Origin of the sequence: Streptomyces sp. NPDC127106 (assembly GCF_042677605.1) — a bacterium.
Classification (GTDB): Bacteria; Actinomycetota; Actinomycetes; order Streptomycetales; family Streptomycetaceae; genus Streptomyces.
In genome coordinates this window covers 45,874-65,934 of the sequence record NZ_JBHXTC010000023.1, presented here as the reverse complement: position 1 = coordinate 65,934, position 20,061 = coordinate 45,874, and the positions used below count along the sequence as shown (strand labels likewise).

Genomic DNA, 20,061 nt, shown 5'->3' with positions numbered 1-20,061 from the left:
CGGCCCGAGCCGGTGATCGGCCCGCGCGAAGGTCGCCGTGCGGACGAGCACGGTGACCCCCTCGGGGTACCGGGGCGGCCACCCGGACGGCGTCGCCGTGCGCGGCAGCCAGGTCGTCGAGGATCGTCCCGAAGCCGCTGGGGAACGAGGGACCGCAGACCGGCGGGCGGCCGGGAAAGCCGAACGGCCCGCACCCCGGGGTGGGGTGCGGGCCGTTCGGCGCTGCGGGAGCCGGTACGGCGCCGGGCAGCCGGGCGGGTCCTACTCGGAGACGCCCAGCTTCTCCAGGATGAGCTCCTTGACGCGGGCCGCGTCCGCCTGGCCGCGGGTGGCCTTCATGACCGCGCCGACCAGGGCGCCGACAGCGGCGACCTTGCCGCCGCGGATCTTGTCGGCGATGGCCGCGTTGCCGGCGATGGCCTCGTCCACGGCCGTGCCGAGCGCGCCCTCGTCGGAGACGACCTTCAGGCCGCGCTTCTCGACGACCTCGTCCGGGGTGCCCTCCCCGGCGAGGACGCCCTCGATGACCTGGCGGGCCAGCTTGTCGTTGAGCGAGCCGTCCACGACCAGCGCGGCCACCCGGGCCACCTGGGCCGGGGTGATCGGCAGCTCGTCGACGACGATGCCCTGCTCGTTGGCGTTGCGGGCCAGCTCGCCCATCCACCACTTGCGGGCGGCGGCCGAGTCGGCGCCCTCCTCGATGGTGGCGACGATGGAGTCCACCGCGCCCGCGTTGAGGATCGACTGCATGTCGTGCTCGCTCACGCCCCACTCCTCGCGGAGGCGGTTGCGGCGCACGCGCGGCATCTCGGGCAGAACCGCGCGCAGCTCCTCGACCCACTCGCGGGCCGGGGCCACGGGGACGAGGTCGGGCTCCGGGAAGTACCGGTAGTCCTCGGCGTTGTCCTTGATGCGGCCGGAGGTGGTGGAGCCGTCGTCCTCGTGGAAGTGCCGGGTCTCCTGCACGATCGTGCCGCCGGAGGACAGGACGGCCGCGTGGCGCTGGATCTCGAAGCGCGCCGCGCGCTCGACGGAGCGCAGCGAGTTGACGTTCTTCGTCTCCGAGCGGGTGCCGAACTCCTCGGTCCCGTTCGGGCGCAGCGACAGGTTCACGTCGCAGCGCATCTGGCCCTTGTCCATCCGGGCCTCGGAGACGCCGAGGGCCTTGATGACCTCGCGGAGCTCGGCCACGTAGGCCTTGGCGACCTCGGGGGCCCGGGCGCCGGCGCCCTCGATGGGCTTGGTGACGATCTCGATGAGCGGGATGCCTGCGCGGTTGTAGTCCAGCAGGGAGTGGGAGGCGCCGTGGATACGGCCGGTGGCACCGCCGACGTGCAGCGACTTGCCGGTGTCCTCCTCCATGTGGGCGCGCTCGATCTCCACGCGGAAGACCTCGCCGTCCTCCAGCTGGACGTCCAGGTAGCCGTTGAAGGCGATGGGCTCGTCGTACTGGGAAGTCTGGAAGTTCTTCGGCATGTCCGGATAGAAGTAGTTCTTCCGGGCGAAGCGGCACCACTCGGCGATCTCGCAGTTCAGTGCGAGACCGATCTTGATCGCGGACTCGACGCCGGTCGCGTTGACCACCGGGAGCGAGCCGGGCAGGCCGAGACAGGTGGGGCAGGTCTGCGAGTTGGGCTCAGCGCCCAGCTCGGTGGAGCAGCCGCAGAACATCTTGGTCCTGGTGCCGAGCTCGACATGGACCTCCAGGCCCATGACGGGGTCGTACGACGCGAGGGCGTCCTCGTACGACAGCAGTTCGGTGACGGTCACAGTGAAACTTCCCTCTCAGCCCAGCAGGACGTCGTCGTCGCCGAAGCGCTTCAGCTCGCGGTACAGGATGGCGAGCCCGGTGACGATGGCGGCGGCGGACACGACGGCGTCGACCAGCTGGAGCGTGTCCTGCTCCGAGCGGGCCCTCTTGGCCTGCTTGATCACGCTGATGGCACCGAAAGCGGTGGTCGCGATCGACAGGTACGTACCGGACTTCGACTTCTTGAAGCCCTTGGCCTTGGACAGTGCGCTCACAGGGACGGAGCCTCCTCAAGCAGGGGGTGGCCCCAGCGCTCGATGAAGGCGGCCTCAACGGCGGCACCGACCTTGTACAGCCGGTCGTCCTTCATCGCCGGGGCGATGATCTGCAGTCCGACCGGGAGGCCGTCCTCCGGCGCCAGGCCGCACGGGAGCGACATGGCGGCGTTGCCGGCCAGGTTGGTCGGGATGGTGCACAGGTCCGCAAGGTACATCGCCAGCGGGTCGTCGGCGCGCTCGCCGATCGCGAAGGCGGTGGTCGGGGTCGTCGGGGAGACGATCACGTCGACCTGCTCGAAGGCCTTGTCGAAGTCCCGGCTGATCAGGGTGCGGACCTTCTGGGCCGAGCCGTAGTAGGCGTCGTAGTAGCCGGAGCTCAGCGCGTACGTGCCGAGGATGACGCGGCGCTTGACCTCGTCGCCGAAGCCGGCGTCGCGGGTGAGCGCGGTGACCTCCTCGGCGGACTTCGTGCCGTCGTCGCCGATGCGCAGGCCGTAGCGCATGGCGTCGAAGCGGGCCAGGTTCGAGGAGCACTCGGACGGCGCGATCAGGTAGTACGCGGCCATCGCGAGGTCGAAGGACGGGCAGTCCAGCTCGATGATCTCGGCGCCGAGCTCCTTGAGCAGCTCGACCGACTCGTCGAAGCGCTGCACGACGCCGGCCTGGTAGCCCTCGCCGCGGAACTGCTTGACGACGCCGACGCGCAGGCCGGCGACGGAGCCGTTGCGGGCCGCCTCGACGACCGGCGGCACCGGGGCGTCGATGGAGGTGGAGTCCAGCGGGTCGTGGCCGGCGATGACCTCGTGCAGCAGCGCCGCGTCCAGGACCGTACGGGCGCACGGGCCGCCCTGGTCGAGGGAGGAGGAGAAGGCGACCATGCCGTAGCGGGAGACGCCGCCGTAGGTGGGCTTCACGCCGACGGTGCCGGTGACGGCGGCGGGCTGGCGGATGGAGCCGCCGGTGTCGGTGCCGATCGCCAGGGGAGCCTGGAAGGCTGCCAGCGCGGCCGCGGAGCCGCCGCCGGAGCCGCCCGGGATGCGGGTGAGGTCCCACGGGTTGGAGGTGGGGCCGTAGGCGCTGTTCTCGGTGGAGGAGCCCATGGCGAACTCGTCCATGTTGGTCTTGCCGAGGATGACGACGTCGGCTTCCTTCAGCTTGCGCGTCAGGGTGGCGTCGTACGGCGGGATCCAGCCTTCGAGGATCTTCGAACCGACGGTGGTCGGGACCCCGACGGTGGTGAAGATGTCCTTGAGGGCCAGCGGGACGCCGGCCAGCGGGCCGAGCTTCTCGCCGCGCTCACGCTTGGCGTCGACGGCACGCGCCTGGGCCAGGGCGCCCTCGCGGTCGACGTGCAGGAAGGCGTGGACCTTCTCGTCGGTCGCGTCGATGCGGGCCAGGTGGGCCTCGGTGACCTCGACGGCCGTGAGCTCGCCCGAGGCGATCTTCTCGGCGGTCTCGGCGGCCGTGAGCTTGATGATGTTGGTGTCAGCCATGGTGATTAGTCCTCCCCCAGGATCTGCGGCACCTTGAAACGCTGCTGCTCCTGGGCGGGAGCGCCGGAGAGCGCCTGCGCGGGGGTGAGCGACGGTCGGACCTCGTCCGCGCGCATGACGTTGGTCAGCGGCAGCGGGTGCGAGGTCGGCGGGACGTCTTGGTCGGCGACCTCGGACACGCGGGCGACCGCGCCGATGATGTCGTCGAGCTGTCCAGCGAAGTGATCGAGCTCTTCGTTGGACAGTTCCATACGTGCCAGCCGAGCGAGGTGGGCGACCTCCTCGCGCGAAATGCCAGGCATGCAGCGATCCTCTGGGGGTGGTGAGTGAGTGGTTTCGTGCCCAATCCTATGGGGCCGGCCCCCTGAGCCACGAAACCCTTTCCCGCCCGGGACGTCCGCGAGCCCCCGGCGGGCGCGGCTGGACCGCCGGGGGCTGGAGGGCCGGGGCTGCACGCCCGGCGGTTACGGGGCCGGTGACTCCGCCTTGGCGGGAGCCGCCGACAGCTCCCGCGTGATGTCCGCGGGGCGGCGCCAGCCCCGCTCGCCGCGGGCCAGCAGCCAGGCCGTGGCCTCCTGCGGGGGCATGGCCGCCGCGACCAGCCAGCCCTGCACGGCGTCGCAGCCGAGGTCGCGCAGCCGCTCCCAGGTCTCGTCGTCCTCGACGCCCTCGGCGACCACGAGCAGGCCCAGGGAGTGGGCGAGGTCCACGGTGCAGCGCACGATCTCCGCGTCCTGCGCGTCGACCGCGAGCCGCGCCACGAAGGAGCGGTCGATCTTCAGCTCGCTGACCGGGAGCCTGCGCAGGTGGACCAGGGAGGAGTAGCCGGTGCCGAAGTCGTCCAGGGACATCTTCACGCCGTGGCCCGTCAGCCCCGCCATGGTGTCCGCGGCCCGCTGCGGGTCCTCCAGCAGCACGTGTTCCGTTATCTCCAGCTGCAAGCCGCTCGCCGGCACGCCGTGCCGGGCGAGCCGGGCCGCGACCGCGCCGGCGAAACCGGGGGTGTGGACGTCGCGCGGCGAAACGTTGACCGCCACCGGGACCTTCAGGCCCTGCGCCCGCCACCGCGCCACCTGGGCGAGGGCGGTCTCCAGCACGTACTCGGTGAGGTGGGGCATCAGCCCCGAGGTCTCGGCGATCGCGATGAACTCGTCCGGGGAGACCCGCCCGCGCTCGGGGTGCACCCAGCGCACCAGCGCCTCCAACCCGGCCACCTGCCCGTCGAAGCGGACCTTGGGCTGGTAGTGCAGCTCCACCTCGCCGGCATCGAGGGCCCGGCGCAGGTCGCCGAGGAGACCGAGCCGGTCGGGGGTGTTGCTGTCGCGCTTGGACTCGTACACCTCCACGCCCGTCCGGTCGCGCTTGGCCTGGTACATGGCTACGTCGGCACGGCGCAGCAGCCCCTCCGCGTCCAGCGCGTGGTCGGGGAAGACGGCGAGGCCGGCGCTGGCCTCCAGGACGAGGGTCAGGCCGTCCAGGTCGAGCGGTGAGCTGAGCTCGGCGACCAGGTGGCGGGCGACCCGCTGGGCGCTGGTGGTGGAGTCGGCGACGGGCAGGAGGACGGCGAACTCGTCGCCGCCGAGCCGCGCGGCCTCGGCCTCCTCCGGCAGGGCCTGCCGCAGCCGGTCGGCGATCTGGAGCAGCAGCCGGTCGCCCGCGAGGTGGCCGAGGGTGTCGTTGACCGCACGGAACCGGTCCAGGTCGATCAGCACCAGGGCCGACCGGGTGCCCAAACGTTCAGCCTCGTCCAGTGCGGACCAGGCCCGCTCCAGCAGCCACTGCCGGTTCGGCAGCCCGGTCAGGGGATCCCGCAGCTGCTCCTCGGCGCGCGCCCGGGCGATCCACAGGGTGGAGTCCAGGGCGATCAGCGGTACGGCGAACAGCGGCAGCAGCACCGGCTGCGCGACGGCCACCACGCAGATGAGCGGGGCGATGCCGAGCAGCGCGACGGCCACTAAGGCCTGCCGGAGCAGCGCCGTCCGGGCGGCGGTGCGCAGGCCCCCGGCGCGCGGCGCCAGCGCGAGCCACAGCAGCAGCCGGCTGGCCAGCAGGTAGGACACGGCGACCAGGACGACCTCGGGGGCGGCCTCCAGACCCCAGCCGGTGGGTCGCCAGGGCGATTCGACGGTGGGCGTCTCCCCGAAGGCGGCGAGGACGAGGGCCCCCGCTCCGATGCCGAGGATGTCGGCGGCGCCGTGCAGCAGCCCCTGTCGCCAGCGGTGCCGGCGAGCGGCCCCGACGAGGGTGACCACGGCGAGGGAGACGAGCCCTGCGGGCACCCAGCCGTAGAGGAGGAGCACGCCGAGGGTCAGGGCCGCGCCGGATCCGGTGCCGCCCCACCAGCGGTCCCGGCCGAGGGCGACCAGGTGGCCGACGATGATGCCGGTCAGCAGGGCGAGCGCCCAGCCGACCGTGCCGCCGGGGAACAGGGCGTGACGGTCGGTCAGGGTGGAGGCGATGCCCGCCACGAGGACCACGGCGGCCAGGCCCACGACGGTGAAGGGCAGCACGGTGCGCTGCTTCGCCCCGCCCGGTCCCGCTCCGGTGTCGCGCGGGTGCCGGTCCCGTGTCCCGGCACGCAGGACCCCGGGCCGGCCCGTCCGCATGGGCGGGATCTCCCCGCCGAAATCAGGTGACGGGTCGGCGCTTTCGGTGGGTTTCATGCCCGTCCCTCTCACAGCCGGCACTGCCGATGCCACGCGATGGCCCCGATGTCATGCCATCACGGCTGGATTCGCATCACGCAGCCGTGCGCGACAGGCGCACCCCTCAACAGTAGGACGCGAGAGGCTCCCAGGGGCACCGGTCGGCGGCGGTTGCCCGAATGCGACCCAGCCATCCTCATCAGTACGGTATCCGCCGAACAGGTGAGTTTGGACCAGGACCCCCGGGTCACCCATCCGATGATCCGACAGCTCGCTGCCCTGGGAACAGCCTTGTACCAGCCGTTTACCACCGCCTGTTGCGCCGGGCGTGCGCCCGCCCGTACGGCCGCACGCCACGCATCGGTTCACCTTCTCCGGTTCCCGGGGCGGGGTTGTCCGGCCGTGCTACTCCGCCACGGCGGCGCCGTCCACCGGGAGGGCCGCCCCGCGCGCCGCGTCGGGGCCCTGCTCCAGCAGCACGGCGAAACCCGCCTCGTCGAGGATGGCCAGCTTCAGCTGCACCGCCTTGTCGTACTTCGAACCGGGGTTGTCGCCGACCACGACGAAGGAGGTCTTCTTGGAGACCGATCCGGTCACCTTGGCACCGCGGCTCTGCAGGGCGTCCTTCGCGCCGTCCCGGGTGTGGCCCTGCAGGGTGCCGGTGACGACGACGGTGAGGCCCTCCAGGGGGCGCGGGCCCGCCTCGTCGCCGGAACCTTCCTCCTCCATGCGGACGCCGGCCGCCCGCCACTTGCGCAGGATCTCCTGGTGCCAGTCGACGGCGAACCACTCCTTGAGGGAGGCGGCGATGATCGGGCCGACCCCCTCGGTCGCGGCCAGCTCCTCCTCGGTGGCCTGCTCGATCCGCTCGACGGACCGGAACTCGCGGGCCAGCGCCTCGGCGGCCACCGGACCGACGTGACGGATCGACAGGCCGTTGATGACGCGGGCCAGCGGGCGGTCCTTGGCCGCGGCGATGTTCTCCAGCATCGCCAGGGTGTTCTTCTTCGGCTCGCCCTTCTGGTTGGCGAAGACCGTGACGATCTTTTCCTCGCCGGTCTTCGGGTCGCGCTTGGGCAGCCCGCTGTCGGCGTCGCGGACGTACGCCTTGATGGGCAGCAACTGCTCGACCGTCAGGTCGAACAGGTCGCCCTCGTCACGCAGCGGCGGCTCGGCCGGCTCCAGCGGGTTGGTGAGCGCGGCCGCGGCCACCGCGCCGAAGTTCTCGATGTCCAGGCACTGCCGGCCGCCCAGGTAGAACAGCCGCTCGCGCAGCTGCGCCGGGCAGGTCTGCCCGTTCGGGCAGCGGAGGTCGATGTCGCCCTCCTTCATCGGGCGCAGCGAGGTGCCGCACTCGGGGCACTCGGCCGGCATCACGAACTCCCGCTCGGTGCCGTCCCGCAGGTCGACCACGGGGCCGAGGATCTCCGGGATGACGTCCCCGGCCTTGCGCAGCACGACCGTGTCGCCGATGAGGACGCCCTTGGCCTTGACCACGTCCTGGTTGTGCAGCGTGGCGAACTCGACCTCGGAGCCGGCCACCGTCACCGGCTCCACCTGGGCGTACGGGGTCACGCGCCCGGTGCGGCCGACACCGACCTTGATGTCCACCAGCTTGGTGTTGACCTCTTCCGGCGCGTACTTCCAGGCGATGGCCCAGCGCGGGGCGCGTGCGGTGGAGCCCAGCCGGCCCTGGAGCGGGATCTCGTCGAGCTTGACGACGACGCCGTCGATCTCGTGCTCCACGGAGTGCCGGTTCTCGCCGAACCGGTCGATGAACGCGCGGACTTCCTTCAGGCTGCCCACGACCGCGTTGTGCCGGGCGGTGGGCAGCCCCCACTCGTGCAGCAGCGCGTACGCCTCGGACAGGCGGCCGATCTCGAAGCCCTCGCGGGCGCCGAGGCCGTGCACCACCATGTGCAGCGGGCGGGTGGCGGTGACCTTCGGGTCCTTCTGGCGCAGCGAACCGGCGGCCGCGTTGCGCGGGTTGGCGAAGGGCTTGTCCCCGGCCGCGACCAGCCGGGCGTTGAGCTCCTCGAACTTCTCCATCGGGAAGAAGACCTCGCCCCGGATCTCCACCAGCGCCGGGATCCGGTCGCCCTTGAGGCGGTCCGGGATCTCGGCGATGGTGCGGACGTTCGGGGTGATGTCCTCGCCGGTGCGGCCGTCGCCGCGGGTGGCGGCCCGGGTGAGCCGCCCGTTCTCGTACGTGAGGTTGACGGCGAGGCCGTCGACCTTGAGCTCGCACAGGTAGTGGTACGCCGAGGAGCCCACGTCCCGGGCGACGCGGTCCGCCCAGGCCGAGAGTTCCTCGTCGTCGAAGGCGTTGTCGAGGGACATCATGCGCTCGCGGTGCTCGACGGCGGCGAAGTCCGTCTCGTACGACCCGGCCACCTTCTGGGTGGGCGAGTCGGGCGTGCGCAGCTCCGGGTACTGCTCCTCCAGTGCCTCCAGGGAGCGCAGCAGCTGGTCGAACTCGGCGTCGCTGACGACCGGCTGGTCCTTCACGTAGTACCGGAAGCGGTGCTCCTCGACCTGCTCGGCCAACAGCTGGTGCTGCTCGCGCACCTCCGCCGGTACCGCCGTGTCCTGCTGTTCGGCTGCCATGCCGTGTCCTCCCGTGCCCCGTCTCGGTCCGTCACTCAGGGTTGTCGGCGAGCGATCTCGCCGCCCTGACGCAGTGCGCCTGCACCGCGCGGGCGTAGGCGGGCGAGGCGCCCGCCAGACCACACGCCGGGGTGACCACGACGGACTGCGCCAGAGTCCCCGGGGCCAGCCCCAGCCTGCGCCAAAGCTTCCTGACACCCATGACGCTACCGCCCGGGTCCGACAACGGGGCATCGGTGCCCGGCACCACTCCGGCGAAGAGTGTCATGCCGCTCTCGACGGCTTCGCCGAGGGCGTCGTCCTCGCGCTCCGTGAGCAGGGAGAAATCGAACGACACCCCCGCGGCGCCGGCGCGCCGCAGCATGTCGAAGGGGACCTCGGGCGCGCAGGAGTGCACGATCACCTCCCCGTCGTGCACGGCGAACAGCTCGCGCAGGGCCCCCTCGACCACCTGCCGGTCCACGGCGCGGTAGGTCCGGTACCCGCTGGCGGTCCGCACCCGTCCGCGCAGGACGGCGGTCAGCGACGGCTCGTCGAACTGGAGGACGATCTCGGCGCCGGGGATCCGCTTGCGCACGTCGGCGAGGTGTCCGCGCAGCCCCTCGGCGAGCGAGGCGGCGAGGTCGCGGCAGGCGCCGGCGTCCCGGAGCAGCGCCTCGCCGCTGTGCAGCTCCAGGGCCGCGGCGAGGGTCCACGGGCCGACGGCCTGGATCTTGAGCTTCCCCGCGTGGCCCTGGGTGAACTCCTCCAGGGCGTCGAGGTCCTCGCCGAGCCAGGACCGGGAGCGCCGGGTGTCGCGGCCCGGGCGGTCGCTGATCCGCCAGCCGCTCGGCTCGACGTGGGCGTACAGGTCCACGAGCAGCCCGAGCGTCCGGCCGATCATGTCGGCGCCCGGCCCGCGGGCGGGCAGCTCGGGCAGGTACGGGAACTCCTCGAAGGACCCGGTGGCGGTCTTGGCTGCCTCGCGGGCGTCGCCGCCGGGCAGGGAGCCGACGCCGGTGGCGCTCGCGGTCACCGGCCGGGCCTCACGGACAGGTCGTTGACCTCGGCGTCGCGGGGCAGGTCGAGGGCCATCAGGATCGTGGTCGCCACGGACTCCGGGTCGATCCAGTCGGCCGGGTCGTACTCCTTGCCCTCCTGCGAGTGCACCTTGGCCTGCATCGCGGTGGCGGTGCGGCCCGGGTAGACGGAGGTGACGCGGATGCCGTTGGCCCGCTCCTCGGCGCGCAGCGAGTCGGCGAGCGCCTTGAGGCCGTGCTTGGAGGCGGCGTACGCGCTCCAGTCGGCGTGCGCGGTCAGGCCGGCACCGGAGTTCACGAAGACGACGGTGGCCTTGGAGACGCGCAGGGTCGGCAGCAGCAGCCGGGTGAGCTCGGCGGGCGCGACCAGGTTCACGTTCAGCTGCTGGTGCCAGGTCTTGGTGCTCAGCTCCCCCACCGGCCCGAGGTCGACGATCCCGGCGACGTGCAGCAGGGAGTCGATCCGGTCGGGGACGGCCTGGTGGGAGAAGGCCCAGGACAGCCGGTCGGGGTCGGCGAGGTCCCCGACGAGCGTGCGGGCGCCGGGGTAGCGCTCGACGAGCTGCCGGGCGCGGGCGGCGTCGCGGGCGAGCAGGATCAGGTCGTCGCCGCGGGCGTGCAGCCGGTTCGCGACCGCGGCGCCGATGCCGGCACCGGCCCCGGTGATCAGATGAGTAGCCATACCGCCCATGCTCGCACTCCGGCGGGCCGCCCCCGCTCCCCGGGCCGCCCCGCCGGGGCCGGGTCGGCCCGTGTGCCGGCCGACGCGCCCGGGGGCGGCAGCAGTGTCACAGGCCTGCTTGTTCGCGGAGCCTCGCGGCGGTGCGGGCGGCGTCGTAGGCGGGCGGGACGCCGTCGGCGAGGAAGACGTCGGCCTGGATGTGGCGGGTGCGCAGGGGGAGGATCTCCTGGTAGGCGTCGGAGGCGTACCAGGCGCGGCGCGTTCCATGTCCGGGAAGGCGATGATCACGAGGTCGCTGGTGAAGGAGCCCTCCAGCACCTCGACCGGGCCGCCGCCATGGACGAGGAAGCGACCTCCGAAGGGGGCCGTCGTGGCCTGGATGGTCTCGATGTAGCGCAGGACGTCCTCGTCCATCGTCTCCGGGCGGCGGATGTGGCCGATGGCGTAGGCGGTCATGTGGTCCCCCAGTTTCCGTCGGTCGCACGGGCTGTTGGGTTCATCGTGGCAAGGGTGGGCGGGCGGGTCGATGACGTCTCGGGTCATGCCGCCGCGGCCGGCCGGGCGTCCGGGCTGAAGGTGCGGCGGTAGGCGATCGGTGAGATACCGAGCGAGCTGCGCATGTGCTGGCGCAGGGAGTTGGCCGAACCGAAGCCGGAGCGGTGCGCTACGAGGTCCACGGGCAGGTCGCTGGATTCCAGCAAGTGGCGTGCGAGATCGAGGCGTTGGGCGGTCAGCCACTGTACGGGCGTCATGCCGACCTCGTCGCGGAAGCGCCGGGTGAAGGTGCGCAGGCTCATCCGGGCCCGGGCGGCCAGTTGACCCAGGGTGAGCGGTTCGTCGAGGTGTTCCAGGGCCCAGGCGCGGGCTTCGGTGGTGGTGGCGACGGTGGGCTCGGGCACGGGCCGGTCGATGTACTGGGCCTGCCCGCCGTCGCGCCACGGCGGTACGACGCAGAGCCGGGCGGCGCGGTTGGCGACGGCGGTGCCGTGGTCGGCGCGCACCAGGTAGAGGCAGAGGTCGATGCCGGCGGCGACGCCGGCGGAGGTCAGGATGTCGCCGTCGTCGACGAAGAGGACGTCCTCGTCGACCTTGATACGCGGGAAGGCCCGCCGGAATTCCGGTGCGTGTACCCAGTGCGTGGTGGCGGTGCGCCCGTCGAGCAGCCCGGCGGCGGCGAGGACCTCGGAGCCGGTGCAGATGGAGACGGTGCGGGTGCCGGGGCGGATCCCGGCGAGGGCCTCGGCGAGCGGCTGCGGCAGGGGCTCGCCGCGCAGCAGGCCGGGCATGCCGTGGGTGGGCGGGACGATCACCGTGTCGGCGGCGGCGAGCGCCTCGGGGCCGGCGGTGACGCCGATGGTGAAGCCCGCGTCACTGACCACGGGCCGGCCGTCCGCGGTGCAGACGGTGACCTCGTACAGGGGGCTGCCGTCCTCGGCGAGGGCGTTCCCGAAGACCCGCGACGGCATGCCGAGCTCGAAGGGGGCGACGCCCTCGACGGCGAGTACGGCTACTCGGTGCATGGCCAGATTCTGTCACATGGTGGCCATCTGGCCACCACCGTGCGGGGCCGCGGGGGTCCAAGCTGGTGACACAGCCGGGAGAACCGGCACAGATCATCAGCAAGGAGACATTCATGCGTGCCGTCGTCGTCAGCCAGTGGGGTGGTCCCGAGGTCCTCACCGAGGTCGAGGCGGTCCGGCCGGAGCCGGGCCTGAACGAGATCCTGGTACGGGTGCACGCGGCCGGCGTGAACCCGGTGGACTGGAAGACCCGGGCCAGCGGCGCCCTGATCGGCTGGGGCGAGGTCCCGATGGTCGGCTGGGACGTCTCGGGCACCGTCGAGGCGGTCGGCCCGGGCGTGACCCTGTACCGTCCGGGCGACGAGGTGTACGGCATGCCGCACTTCCCGCGGCAGGCGGGCGGGTACGCCGAGTACGTGGCCGCCCCGGCCCGGCACTTCGCCCGCAAGCCGGCCTCGCTGGACCACGTGCAGGCGGCCGCGCTGCCGCTGGCGGCGCTGACCGCCTGGCAGGCCCTGGTGGACGGCGCGGACGTGCGACCGGGCGAGCGCGTGCTGGTGCACGCGGCGGCCGGCGGCGTCGGGCACCTGGCCGTGCAGATCGCCAAGGCGCGCGGCGCGTACGTGATCGGCACCGCCAGCGCGGCCAAGCACGGACTGCTGCGCGAGCTCGGCGCCGACGAGGTCGTCGACTACCGGACGCAGGACTTCACCGAGGTCGTCGCGGGCGTGGACGTGGTGCTGGACGCCCTGGGCGGCGAGGTCGCGCGACGGTCGTTGGAGGTGCTGAAGCCGGGCGGACGCCTGGTGTCGCTGCCCGGGCCGGACGACGTCCCGGCCGAGGCCGCGGAGCGCGGGGTGCACGCGGCCTGGACGCTGGTCGAGCCGGACCGCAAGGGGCTGGAGGAGATCGCCGCCCTGGCCGACCGGGGGCTGCTCAAGCCGCTGGTCGAGACGGTGCTGCCGCTGGAGCAGGCGGCGAAGGCCCACGAGATCGGCGAGCAGGGCCGCACCACCGGCAAGATCGTCCTGACGGTGGCCTGATGGCAGGAGCTCCTCCCCCGGGCCCGGGGCTCGGGGGTTGGGGGTTGGGGGTCGGGGCCCGGTCCTCACCGGGCCCCGGCCGGGGTCAGACGGACGCGGCGGTGGCGCGGGTGGTCGTGGCGATCGTGGCGGAGCCGACGACGCGGGTGCCGTCGTACAGCACGATCGCCTGGCCGGGGGCCACGCCGCGGACCGGTTCGGTGAAGCGCACCCGCAGCTCGCCGTCCACGACCTCGGCGAAGACCTCCGTCTCGCCGCCGTGGGCGCGCAGCTGCGCCGTGTACGTGCCCGGTGCGGCGGGCGTGGATCCGCACCAGCGGGGGCGGATCGCGGTGAGGGCGCTGACGTCGAGGGCCTCGGCGGGGCCGACGGTCACCGTGTTGTTCACCGGGGAGATGTCGAGGACGTAGCGCGGCTTGCCGTCGGGCGCGGGATGGCCGATGCGCAGGCCCTTGCGCTGGCCGATGGTGAAGCCGTAGGCGCCGTCGTGGCTGCCGACCTTGGTGCCGGACTCGTCGACGATGTCGCCCTCGGCCTTGCCGAGGCGCTTCGCGAGGAAGCCCTGGGTGTCACCGTCGGCGATGAAGCAGATGTCGTGGCTGTCGGGCTTCTTGGCGACGGCGAGGCCGCGACGCTCCGCCTCGGCGCGGATCTCCTCCTTGGTGGTGATCGTGTCGCCGAGCGGGAAGAGCGCGTGGGCGAGCTGCTTCTCGTCGAGGACTCCGAGGACGTACGACTGGTCCTTGGCCATGTCGGAGGCGCGGTGCAGCTCGCGGGTGCCGTCCTCGTTGACCACGACCGTCGCGTAGTGGCCGGTGCAGACGGCGTCGAAGCCGAGGGCGAGGGCCTTGTCCAGCAGCGCCGCGAACTTGATCTTCTCGTTGCAGCGCAGGCAGGGGTTCGGGGTGCGCCCGGCCTCGTACTCGGAGATGAAGTCCTCGACGACGTCCTCGCGGAATCGCTCGGCGAGGTCCCAGCAGTAGAAGGGGATGCCGATGACGTCGGCGGCGCGGCGGGCGTCGCGGGAGTCCTCGATGGTGCAGCAGCCGCGCGCGCCGGTCCGGAAGGACTGGGGGTTCGCGGAGAGCGCCAGGTGGACCCCGGTCACATCGTGCCCGGCTTCGACCGCGCGGGCTGCTGCGACGGCGGAGTCCACGCCACCGGACATGGCGGCCAGGACGCGGAGGGGACGGGCGGTGCGCTGCGGGTTCTCAGTCATAGCGCCTTCCAGAGTACGGGGGAACCGTCCGGGGTCACAGCGCGTTGTCGGGTACGGGGGGTGGATCACATGGCGGACAAGGGCACGTCGACGGGAGAGACGGCCGGGGCGGGCAAGGGCAGGACGCGCCGGGCGGTGCTGTTCGGGGGCCTCGGGGTCCTCGCGGTGGCGGGGGTGGCCGGGGCGGACGAGGCGCGGCGGCTGTGGTGGCTGCTGCCCGGGGTGTCCAAGCCGCGCAAGGAGGGCGAGCTGGACTACGCGGGCGCGGGCTGGACGGCGGCCTCGCCGGCGAACTGGCGGCTGGCGGACCGGCCGGACGACTACCGGGTGGACCGCATCGTGGTGCACGTGACCCAGGGCGGCTTCGCGTCCTCGGTGGACGCCTTCAGGAACCCGTGGCACAGGGCGTCCGCGCACTACATAGTCCGCCAGGACGGCCACGTCGAGCAGATGGTGCGGGAGCTGGACGTCGCCTTCCACTCCGGGAACCGCTCGATGAACGAGCGGAGCATCGGCATCGAGCACGTCGGCTTCGTGGAACGGCCGCGGGACTTCACGGACGCGATGTACGCGTCCTCGGCCCGGCTGGCCGCCGACATCTGCCGGAGGTACGACATACCCGTGGACCGGAAGCACTTCCTGGCGCACTCCGAGGTGCCGGGCACCGACCACACGGACCCGGGACCGCACTGGGACTGGGACCGGTACCTGCGCCTGGTGCGGGCCGAGCTGGAGGGGCCCCGCACCGGCTGAGGCACGCCGGCCCGGGCGCCGGGCCGGGGCTGCGGGGCCCGCCCGCCCGGCCTACGCTGATCTTGCGGCCTGCCCCGCGTCGGAGGTGAGGCGATGTCCAGGCTCGCAGTGGCCGTGGCGGCGGCCGGCACCCTGCTGGTGGGCACGGCGGCGCCGGGCGGGAACGGCATCGAGGAGGAGCCCGCCCACGTGATCGCGGAGAAGGGGTGGCAGTCGCTGCTCGCTGCCCGGTCCCTGCGCTGGGAGGGGCAGGCCAAGGACGCGACGGGGACCTACGTCGTGGACATCCACCTCGACAAGGAAGGCAACTGTGCCGGCGCCATGGCGATCGCCCCGGGCAAGGGCCGCCTGGAGATCGTCAAGCGCGGGCGGGACGTCTGGATGAAACCGGATGCGGCGTTCTTGAGGATGCGGGCCCCGGGGCAGGTCGGCGAGGCGATGGCCGAGCGGTTGAACGGGCGGTGGATGCACGGCCGGGCCGACGACGCCGCGCTCCACGAGCTGTCCGCGGCCTGTGACGTGTCCTACCTCCAGCGCGCGTACCTGCTGGAGCCGTTCACCAAGGACGACGACGTGGAGAAGGGCGCGAAGGCCCTCGTCAAGGGCATGCCCGCGATCACGGTCACCGGGCGTTCCGGGGCCGACTGGGCCACGCTCTACGTCGCCACCGAGGGCAAGCCCCACCTGCTCCGGATCCAGGGGCGGATCGGCGGCACGCAGGGGGAGGCCGACTTCTCCGCGTACGACCGGCCCGTCCCGACGAAGACGCCGCCGCCGGCCGACAGCGTCGACGTGTCCGACCTGCGGAAGCCGGAAGGGTCTGCCTAGTGCTGTGGCCGGAAGGGTCTGCGCGAGGCGGTGAGCCCTTCCGGCCGCAGCACTAGCTCAGGCCGGCCGTGCGTGCGCGCTCCACCGCCGGGCCGATGGCCGCGGCCAGGGCGGCGACGTCCTCCGGGCCGGAGGTGTGGCCGAGGGAGAAGCGCAGGGTGCCGCGGGCGAGCTGCGGGTCGGTGCCGGTGGCCAGCAGGACGTGGCTGGGCTGGGCGACGCCCGCGGTGCAGGCGGAGCCGGTCGAGCACTCGATGCCCTGGGCGTCCAGCAGGAGCAGCAGCGAGTCGCCCTCACAGCCGGGGAAGCTGAAGTGGGCGTTGGCCGGGAGCCGGTTGTCGGGATCCCCGCCGAGGACGGCGTCCGGCACGGCCGCGAGCACGGCGCGGATCAGCTCGTCCCGCAGGTGCCCGATCTCGGCGGCGAACCGCTCGCGCCGTTCGGCGGCGAGGACGGCAGCCACCGCGAAGGCGGCGATCGCCGGTACGTCGAGGGTGCCGGAGCGCACGTGGCGCTCCTGGCCGCCGCCGTGCAGGACGGGTACGGGGGTCTGGTCGCGGCCGAGGAGCAGCGCACCGATGCCGTACGGGCCGCCGATCTTGTGGCCGCTGACGGTCATCGCGGCGAGGCCGCTGTCGCCGAAGCGGACGTCGAGCTGACCCACCGCCTGGACCGCGTCGGAGTGCAGCGGTACGCCGAACTCGCGTGCTACGGCGGCCAGTTCGTGGACCGGCATGACGGTGCCGATCTCGTTGTTGGCCCACATCACGGTGGCCAGGGCGACGTCGTCGGGGTTGCGGGCGATGGCCTCGCGCAGGTCCTCGGGGCTGACCCGGCCGTAGCGGTCGACGGGCAGGTACTCGACCTGGGCGCCCTCCTGTTCGGCGAGCCAGTGGACGGCGTCGAGGACGGCGTGGTGCTCGACGGGGCTGGCGAGCACCCGGGTGCGGGCGGGGTCCTGGCCGCGGCGGGCCCAGTACAGGCCCTTGACGGCGAGGTTGTCGGCCTCGGTGCCGCCGGCGGTGAAGACCACCTCGCTGGGGCGGGCGCCGAGTGCCTCGGCGAGTGCCTCGCGGGCCTCCTCGACGGTGCGGCGGGCGCGGCGGCCGGCGGCGTGCAGGGAGGACGCGTTACCCGTGACGGCGAACTGCGCGGTCATCGCCGCAGCGGCCTCCGGGAGCATCGGGGTGGTGGCGGCGTGGTCGAGGTAGGCCATGATCCCCTGATTCTACGAGCCCCCGCCGGGCACAGCCCACGGCTCCCCTGCCCCGCGCCCACCACCCCCCGAGAACGCCCCGACCCCACACCGCGGGAACGGCCCGACCCCACACCCCGGGAACAGCCGCCCCGGCCGCGCGGGCGGCGGGGAGGCTGCGCGGGCGACGGGGCCGGGGAGTCGCGCGGGCGACGGGGCCGGGGAGTCGCGCGGGTGGGGCTGCCGGACTCCGCGTGCCGTGGCGTCGGGTCAGGAGCGCGGGGCGCGGGCCAGTTGGCGGGACTGCGCCACCAGGCGGTCCTCGCAGTCCCAGACCTCGGCGTCCTCCTCCAGGAAGCCGCCGGCCAGGTTCCGCGTGGTGATCGCGATCCGCAGCGGGCCGGGCGCCGGGCGGCAGCGGATGTGCGTGGTCAGCTCCACCGTCGGGCTCCAGCCCATCAGGCCCAGGTCGAAGCAGGTCGGCGGGAGCGCGTCGACCGCGAGCAGCAGGGAGAGCGGGTCCGCGTCCCGGCCGTCGGCGAGTTCGAACCAGGCCCGCATCTCGCCCTTGCCGGAGGGCGCGCCGAGCGCCCAGCCCGCCGTCGCCGGGTCCAGGCGCAGCCGGAGCCGGTCGACGATCGCGGTGCTGCCGGGGATGGGGGCGGGGCCGGCCTCCGGGCCGAGGCAGGCCTCGTACGGCGGGATCGCCGGCGGGAGGGCCGTGGTGCGGACGTCGTCCGGCAGGGAGGCGAGGTCACCGTAGGAGGCGACGACCCGGATCCGCTCGACCTCGGCACCGTTCTCGTCGAACTGGAACAGGGAGGCCTGGCCGGTGGACAGGGTCCGGCCGACCCGGACGACCTCGGTGCGGATCACCGCGGGGCCGGGCTCGGAGGAAGTGAGGTAGTGGGCGGAGACGGTGAAGGGGTCCGGGTGCGGCAGGGCCGCCGACAGGGCCCGGCCGACCAGGGCCAGCAGATAGCCGCCGTTGACGGCGGTGATGATCGTCCATCCGGCGGAGAGCTCCGCGTCGTACACCCCGGGCTCGCCCGCACGCTCGGTGATGGTGGTGTCGCGGTCGAACTCGCTGTCGCCGATGGAGGCCTGGGCCGCTGCGTATGCCATGGAATCGAGCCTACAACGCAAGGCTACTAAGCGGTAGCTTTTCAGGTGACGTGCAGATCACGGCTCTTCGGAGACCGCGGACCGGCGGTTCCAGGCCAGCGGCGCCCGCCAGTGGAACCGCATCGCGAGCAGCCGCAGCACGAAGGTGGTGACGATCGCGATGGCCGTCGTCAGCGCGTTGAGGGCGCCGAGGCCGATGGCGACGGCCACCATCGCGGCGCCGACCGTGGCGGGCACGGCGTACATCTCGCGGTCACGCAGCAGTGAGGGCACCTCGTTGGCGAGGACGTCGCGCAGGACGCCGCCGCCGACGGCCGTGGCCAGGCCCAGCGCGGCGGAGGCGGTCAGACCGAGACCGTACTCGTACGCCTTCGTCGTGCCGGTGACGCAGAAGAGGGCGAGGCCGGCGGCGTCGAAGACGTTGATGGCGCGGTTGATCCGCTGCACCTCGGGGTGCAGGAAGAAGACGAGGGCCGCGGCGATCAGCGGGGTGACGAAGAAGCTGAGCTCGCCGAAGGCGGCCGGCGGCACGGCGCCGATGACCAGGTCGCGGAAGAGGCCGCCGCCCAGGGCGGTGACCTCGGCGAGGACGGCGATGCCGAAGACGTCGAAGTTCTTTCGTACGGCGAGCAGGGCGCCCGCGGTGGCGAAGACGAAGATGCCCGCGAGGTCCAGGGCGTGCTGGACGTCGGGCGGGAAGAGATCGTGGAGCACCGCCCCATTGTCACTGGGAATGACCGGTGGCCCGGTCACCGACCGCTACACGGGGTCCCGACCACCGGACCGATCGTGCCCGGGCGGGCCCGGGCCTATTCCGAGACCTTGGCCAGCGCCTCGGCGGCACCCGGCAGGGCGGGGTCGCCCGGCACCTGGTCGGGCGCGTTCTCCGGGTGGTGGCAGGCCACCTGGTGGCCGGTCGCCAGTGTGGCCATCGGCGGCTCCTGCACGGCGCAGACCTGCGTGGCCTTCCAGCAGCGCGTGTGGAAGCGGCAGCCGCTCGGCGGGGAGATCGGCGAGGGCACGTCGCCCTTGAGCAGGATGCGGCCGCTCGCCGCGCCGCGCCGGCGCGGGTCCGGCACCGGAACGGCCGACAACAGCGCCCTGGTGTACGGGTGCATGGGGTTCTCGTAGAGCGAGGTCCGGTCCGCCAGCTCCACGACCTTGCCGAGGTACATCACCGCGATGCGGTCCGAGACGTGCCGGATGACCGACAGGTCGTGGGCGATGATCACGTACGTGAGGCCGAGCTCCTCCTGGAGGTCGTCCAGCAGGTTGACCACCTGGGCCTGGATCGACACGTCCAGCGCCGAGACCGGCTCGTCGGCGACGACCAGCTTGGGCTTCAGGGCCAGGGCCCGGGCGATGCCGATGCGCTGGCGCTGGCCGCCGGAGAACTCGTGCGGGTAGCGGTTGTAGTGCTCGGGGTTGAGGCCCACCAGCGACAGCAGCCGCTGCACCTCCGCCTTGAGCCCGCCCTCCGGCTCCACACCCTGGAGCTTGAAGGGGGCGCTGACGATCGTGCCGACCGTGTGCCGCGGGTTCAGGGAGCCGTACGGGTCCTGGAAGATCATCTGCACGTCGCGGCGCAGCGGGCGCATCCCGGCGACCCCGAGGTGCGTGATGTCCCGCCCCTCGAACTCGACCGTGCCGCCCGTCGGCTCCAGCAGCCGGGTGATCAGCCGGCCCATCGTCGACTTGCCGCAGCCCGACTCGCCGACCACGCCGAGCGTCTCACCGCGCCGGACCTCGAAGTCGATCCCGTCGACGGCCTTGACCGCCCCGACCTGGCGGCGCAGCAACCCCTTGTTGATGGGGAAGTGCTTGACCAGGCCGGTCACCTTCAGCAGCGGCTCGCCGGCCGGCGCCTGCGCGTCCGCGGCGGGCTCGTCGGCCTTCTTCTTCAT

General features: G+C 73.0%; 17 protein-coding genes and 1 pseudogene. 3 read left to right on the top strand and 15 right to left on the bottom strand.

Annotated features, from left to right (window positions below; translation table 11 throughout):
- Positions 1–261 precede the first annotated feature (261 nt).
- The 10 genes and pseudogenes from gatB to ACFVGY_RS20375 form a co-directional block, all read right to left on the bottom strand.
- Positions 262–1,770, bottom strand: coding sequence for an Asp-tRNA(Asn)/Glu-tRNA(Gln) amidotransferase subunit GatB (gene gatB, locus ACFVGY_RS20420; protein ID WP_385679229.1), 1,509 nt, complete (start codon positions 1,768–1,770; stop codon positions 262–264).
- A 15-nt stretch (positions 1,771–1,785) separates the two neighbouring features.
- Positions 1,786–2,025 (bottom strand): hypothetical protein, encoded by a 240-nt coding sequence (locus ACFVGY_RS20415; protein ID WP_385679226.1) that lies wholly within the window; start codon positions 2,023–2,025, stop codon positions 1,786–1,788.
- Entirely contained in the window at positions 2,022–3,521 is a 1,500-nt protein-coding gene (gatA, locus tag ACFVGY_RS20410; protein ID WP_385679223.1) for an Asp-tRNA(Asn)/Glu-tRNA(Gln) amidotransferase subunit GatA, read from the bottom strand. Before gatA ends, ACFVGY_RS20415 begins: the two co-directional genes overlap by 4 nt.
- 5 nt (positions 3,522–3,526) lie before the next feature.
- Positions 3,527–3,823, bottom strand: coding sequence for an Asp-tRNA(Asn)/Glu-tRNA(Gln) amidotransferase subunit GatC (gene gatC, locus ACFVGY_RS20405; protein ID WP_360635970.1), 297 nt, complete (start codon positions 3,821–3,823; stop codon positions 3,527–3,529).
- A 162-nt stretch (positions 3,824–3,985) separates the two neighbouring features.
- The gene (locus tag ACFVGY_RS20400) at positions 3,986–6,184 is read right to left on the bottom strand and encodes a putative bifunctional diguanylate cyclase/phosphodiesterase (protein ID WP_385679220.1); all 2,199 of its coding nucleotides are present in this window, start codon (positions 6,182–6,184) and stop codon (positions 3,986–3,988) included.
- A 387-nt stretch (positions 6,185–6,571) separates the two neighbouring features.
- Positions 6,572–8,773 carry an NAD-dependent DNA ligase LigA gene (gene ligA, locus ACFVGY_RS20395; RefSeq protein ID WP_385679217.1) on the bottom strand — a complete coding sequence of 734 codons (2,202 nt, stop codon included), beginning with the start codon at positions 8,771–8,773 and terminating at the stop codon, positions 6,572–6,574.
- Between the two features lie 31 nt (positions 8,774–8,804).
- Positions 8,805–9,788: a methionine synthase gene (locus ACFVGY_RS20390; protein ID WP_385679215.1), complete on the bottom strand. Its 984-nt coding sequence runs from the start codon at positions 9,786–9,788 to the stop codon at positions 8,805–8,807.
- Positions 9,785–10,474: an SDR family oxidoreductase gene (locus tag ACFVGY_RS20385; RefSeq protein WP_385679361.1), complete on the bottom strand. Its 690-nt coding sequence runs from the start codon at positions 10,472–10,474 to the stop codon at positions 9,785–9,787. The genes ACFVGY_RS20390 and ACFVGY_RS20385 overlap by 4 nt, the downstream gene beginning before the upstream one ends.
- Positions 10,475–10,789: 315 nt before the next feature.
- Positions 10,790–10,888 (bottom strand): annotated as a pseudogene (locus ACFVGY_RS20380) (DUF1330 domain-containing protein); the annotation flags it as partial.
- 125 nt (positions 10,889–11,013) lie between these two features.
- Positions 11,014–11,994 (bottom strand): GlxA family transcriptional regulator, encoded by a 981-nt coding sequence (locus ACFVGY_RS20375; protein ID WP_385679212.1) that lies wholly within the window; start codon positions 11,992–11,994, stop codon positions 11,014–11,016.
- Between the two features lie 113 nt (positions 11,995–12,107).
- Here ACFVGY_RS20375 and ACFVGY_RS20370 point away from each other — a divergent pair, with 113 nt between their 5' ends.
- The gene (locus ACFVGY_RS20370; RefSeq protein WP_385679209.1) at positions 12,108–13,037 is read left to right on the top strand and encodes an NADP-dependent oxidoreductase; all 930 of its coding nucleotides are present in this window, start codon (positions 12,108–12,110) and stop codon (positions 13,035–13,037) included.
- Between the two features lie 85 nt (positions 13,038–13,122).
- Here ACFVGY_RS20370 and mnmA read toward each other — a convergent pair whose 3' ends face one another.
- On the bottom strand, positions 13,123–14,256 hold the full coding sequence (gene mnmA / locus ACFVGY_RS20365) for a tRNA 2-thiouridine(34) synthase MnmA (protein WP_385679206.1): 1,134 nt from the start codon (positions 14,254–14,256) through the stop codon (positions 13,123–13,125).
- 69 nt (positions 14,257–14,325) lie between these two features.
- Here mnmA and ACFVGY_RS20360 point away from each other — a divergent pair, with 69 nt between their 5' ends.
- Together ACFVGY_RS20360 and ACFVGY_RS20355 are read left to right on the top strand one after the other, a co-directional pair.
- The gene (locus ACFVGY_RS20360) at positions 14,326–15,009 is read left to right on the top strand and encodes an N-acetylmuramoyl-L-alanine amidase (RefSeq protein ID WP_385679203.1); all 684 of its coding nucleotides are present in this window, start codon (positions 14,326–14,328) and stop codon (positions 15,007–15,009) included.
- Between the two features lie 93 nt (positions 15,010–15,102).
- Positions 15,103–15,837, top strand: a complete 735-nt coding sequence (locus ACFVGY_RS20355; protein ID WP_385679200.1) for a hypothetical protein — start codon at positions 15,103–15,105, stop codon at positions 15,835–15,837.
- A 52-nt stretch (positions 15,838–15,889) separates the two neighbouring features.
- Here ACFVGY_RS20355 and ACFVGY_RS20350 read toward each other — a convergent pair whose 3' ends face one another.
- From ACFVGY_RS20350 to ACFVGY_RS20335, 4 genes are all read right to left on the bottom strand, one after another.
- Complete coding sequence (locus ACFVGY_RS20350) at positions 15,890–17,053, bottom strand: cysteine desulfurase family protein (RefSeq protein WP_385679197.1); 1,164 nt, start codon at positions 17,051–17,053, stop codon at positions 15,890–15,892.
- Between the two features lie 249 nt (positions 17,054–17,302).
- Positions 17,303–18,157 (bottom strand): thioesterase family protein, encoded by an 855-nt coding sequence (locus tag ACFVGY_RS20345; protein ID WP_385679194.1) that lies wholly within the window; start codon positions 18,155–18,157, stop codon positions 17,303–17,305.
- Between the two features lie 57 nt (positions 18,158–18,214).
- On the bottom strand, positions 18,215–18,871 hold the full coding sequence (locus ACFVGY_RS20340) for a trimeric intracellular cation channel family protein (RefSeq protein WP_385679191.1): 657 nt from the start codon (positions 18,869–18,871) through the stop codon (positions 18,215–18,217).
- Positions 18,872–18,966: 95 nt separating this feature from the next.
- Positions 18,967–20,061, bottom strand: a complete 1,095-nt coding sequence (locus ACFVGY_RS20335; RefSeq protein ID WP_385679358.1) for an ABC transporter ATP-binding protein — start codon at positions 20,059–20,061, stop codon at positions 18,967–18,969.

Excerpts from the sequence above, each read along its gene's own strand:
- gatA (WP_385679223.1), bottom strand. The coding sequence starts at position 3,521 with ATGGCTGACACCAACATCATCAAGCTCACGGCCGCCGAGACCGCCGAG.
- gatC (WP_360635970.1), bottom strand. The coding sequence starts at position 3,823 with ATGCCTGGCATTTCGCGCGAGGAGGTCGCCCACCTCGCTCGGCTGGCA.
- ACFVGY_RS20400 (WP_385679220.1), bottom strand. The coding sequence starts at position 6,184 with ATGAAACCCACCGAAAGCGCCGACCCGTCACCTGATTTCGGCGGGGAG.
- ligA (WP_385679217.1), bottom strand. The coding sequence starts at position 8,773 with ATGGCAGCCGAACAGCAGGACACGGCGGTACCGGCGGAGGTGCGCGAG.
- ACFVGY_RS20385 (WP_385679361.1), bottom strand. The coding sequence starts at position 10,474 with ATGGCTACTCATCTGATCACCGGGGCCGGTGCCGGCATCGGCGCCGCG.
- ACFVGY_RS20375 (WP_385679212.1), bottom strand. The coding sequence starts at position 11,994 with ATGCACCGAGTAGCCGTACTCGCCGTCGAGGGCGTCGCCCCCTTCGAG.
- ACFVGY_RS20370 (WP_385679209.1), top strand. The coding sequence starts at position 12,108 with ATGCGTGCCGTCGTCGTCAGCCAGTGGGGTGGTCCCGAGGTCCTCACC.
- mnmA (WP_385679206.1), bottom strand. The coding sequence starts at position 14,256 with ATGACTGAGAACCCGCAGCGCACCGCCCGTCCCCTCCGCGTCCTGGCC.
- ACFVGY_RS20360 (WP_385679203.1), top strand. The coding sequence starts at position 14,326 with ATGGCGGACAAGGGCACGTCGACGGGAGAGACGGCCGGGGCGGGCAAG.
- ACFVGY_RS20355 (WP_385679200.1), top strand. The coding sequence starts at position 15,103 with ATGTCCAGGCTCGCAGTGGCCGTGGCGGCGGCCGGCACCCTGCTGGTG.
- ACFVGY_RS20350 (WP_385679197.1), bottom strand. The coding sequence starts at position 17,053 with ATGGCCTACCTCGACCACGCCGCCACCACCCCGATGCTCCCGGAGGCC.
- ACFVGY_RS20345 (WP_385679194.1), bottom strand. The coding sequence starts at position 18,157 with ATGGCATACGCAGCGGCCCAGGCCTCCATCGGCGACAGCGAGTTCGAC.
- ACFVGY_RS20335 (WP_385679358.1), bottom strand. The coding sequence starts at position 20,061 with ATGAAGAAGAAGGCCGACGAGCCCGCCGCGGACGCGCAGGCGCCGGCC.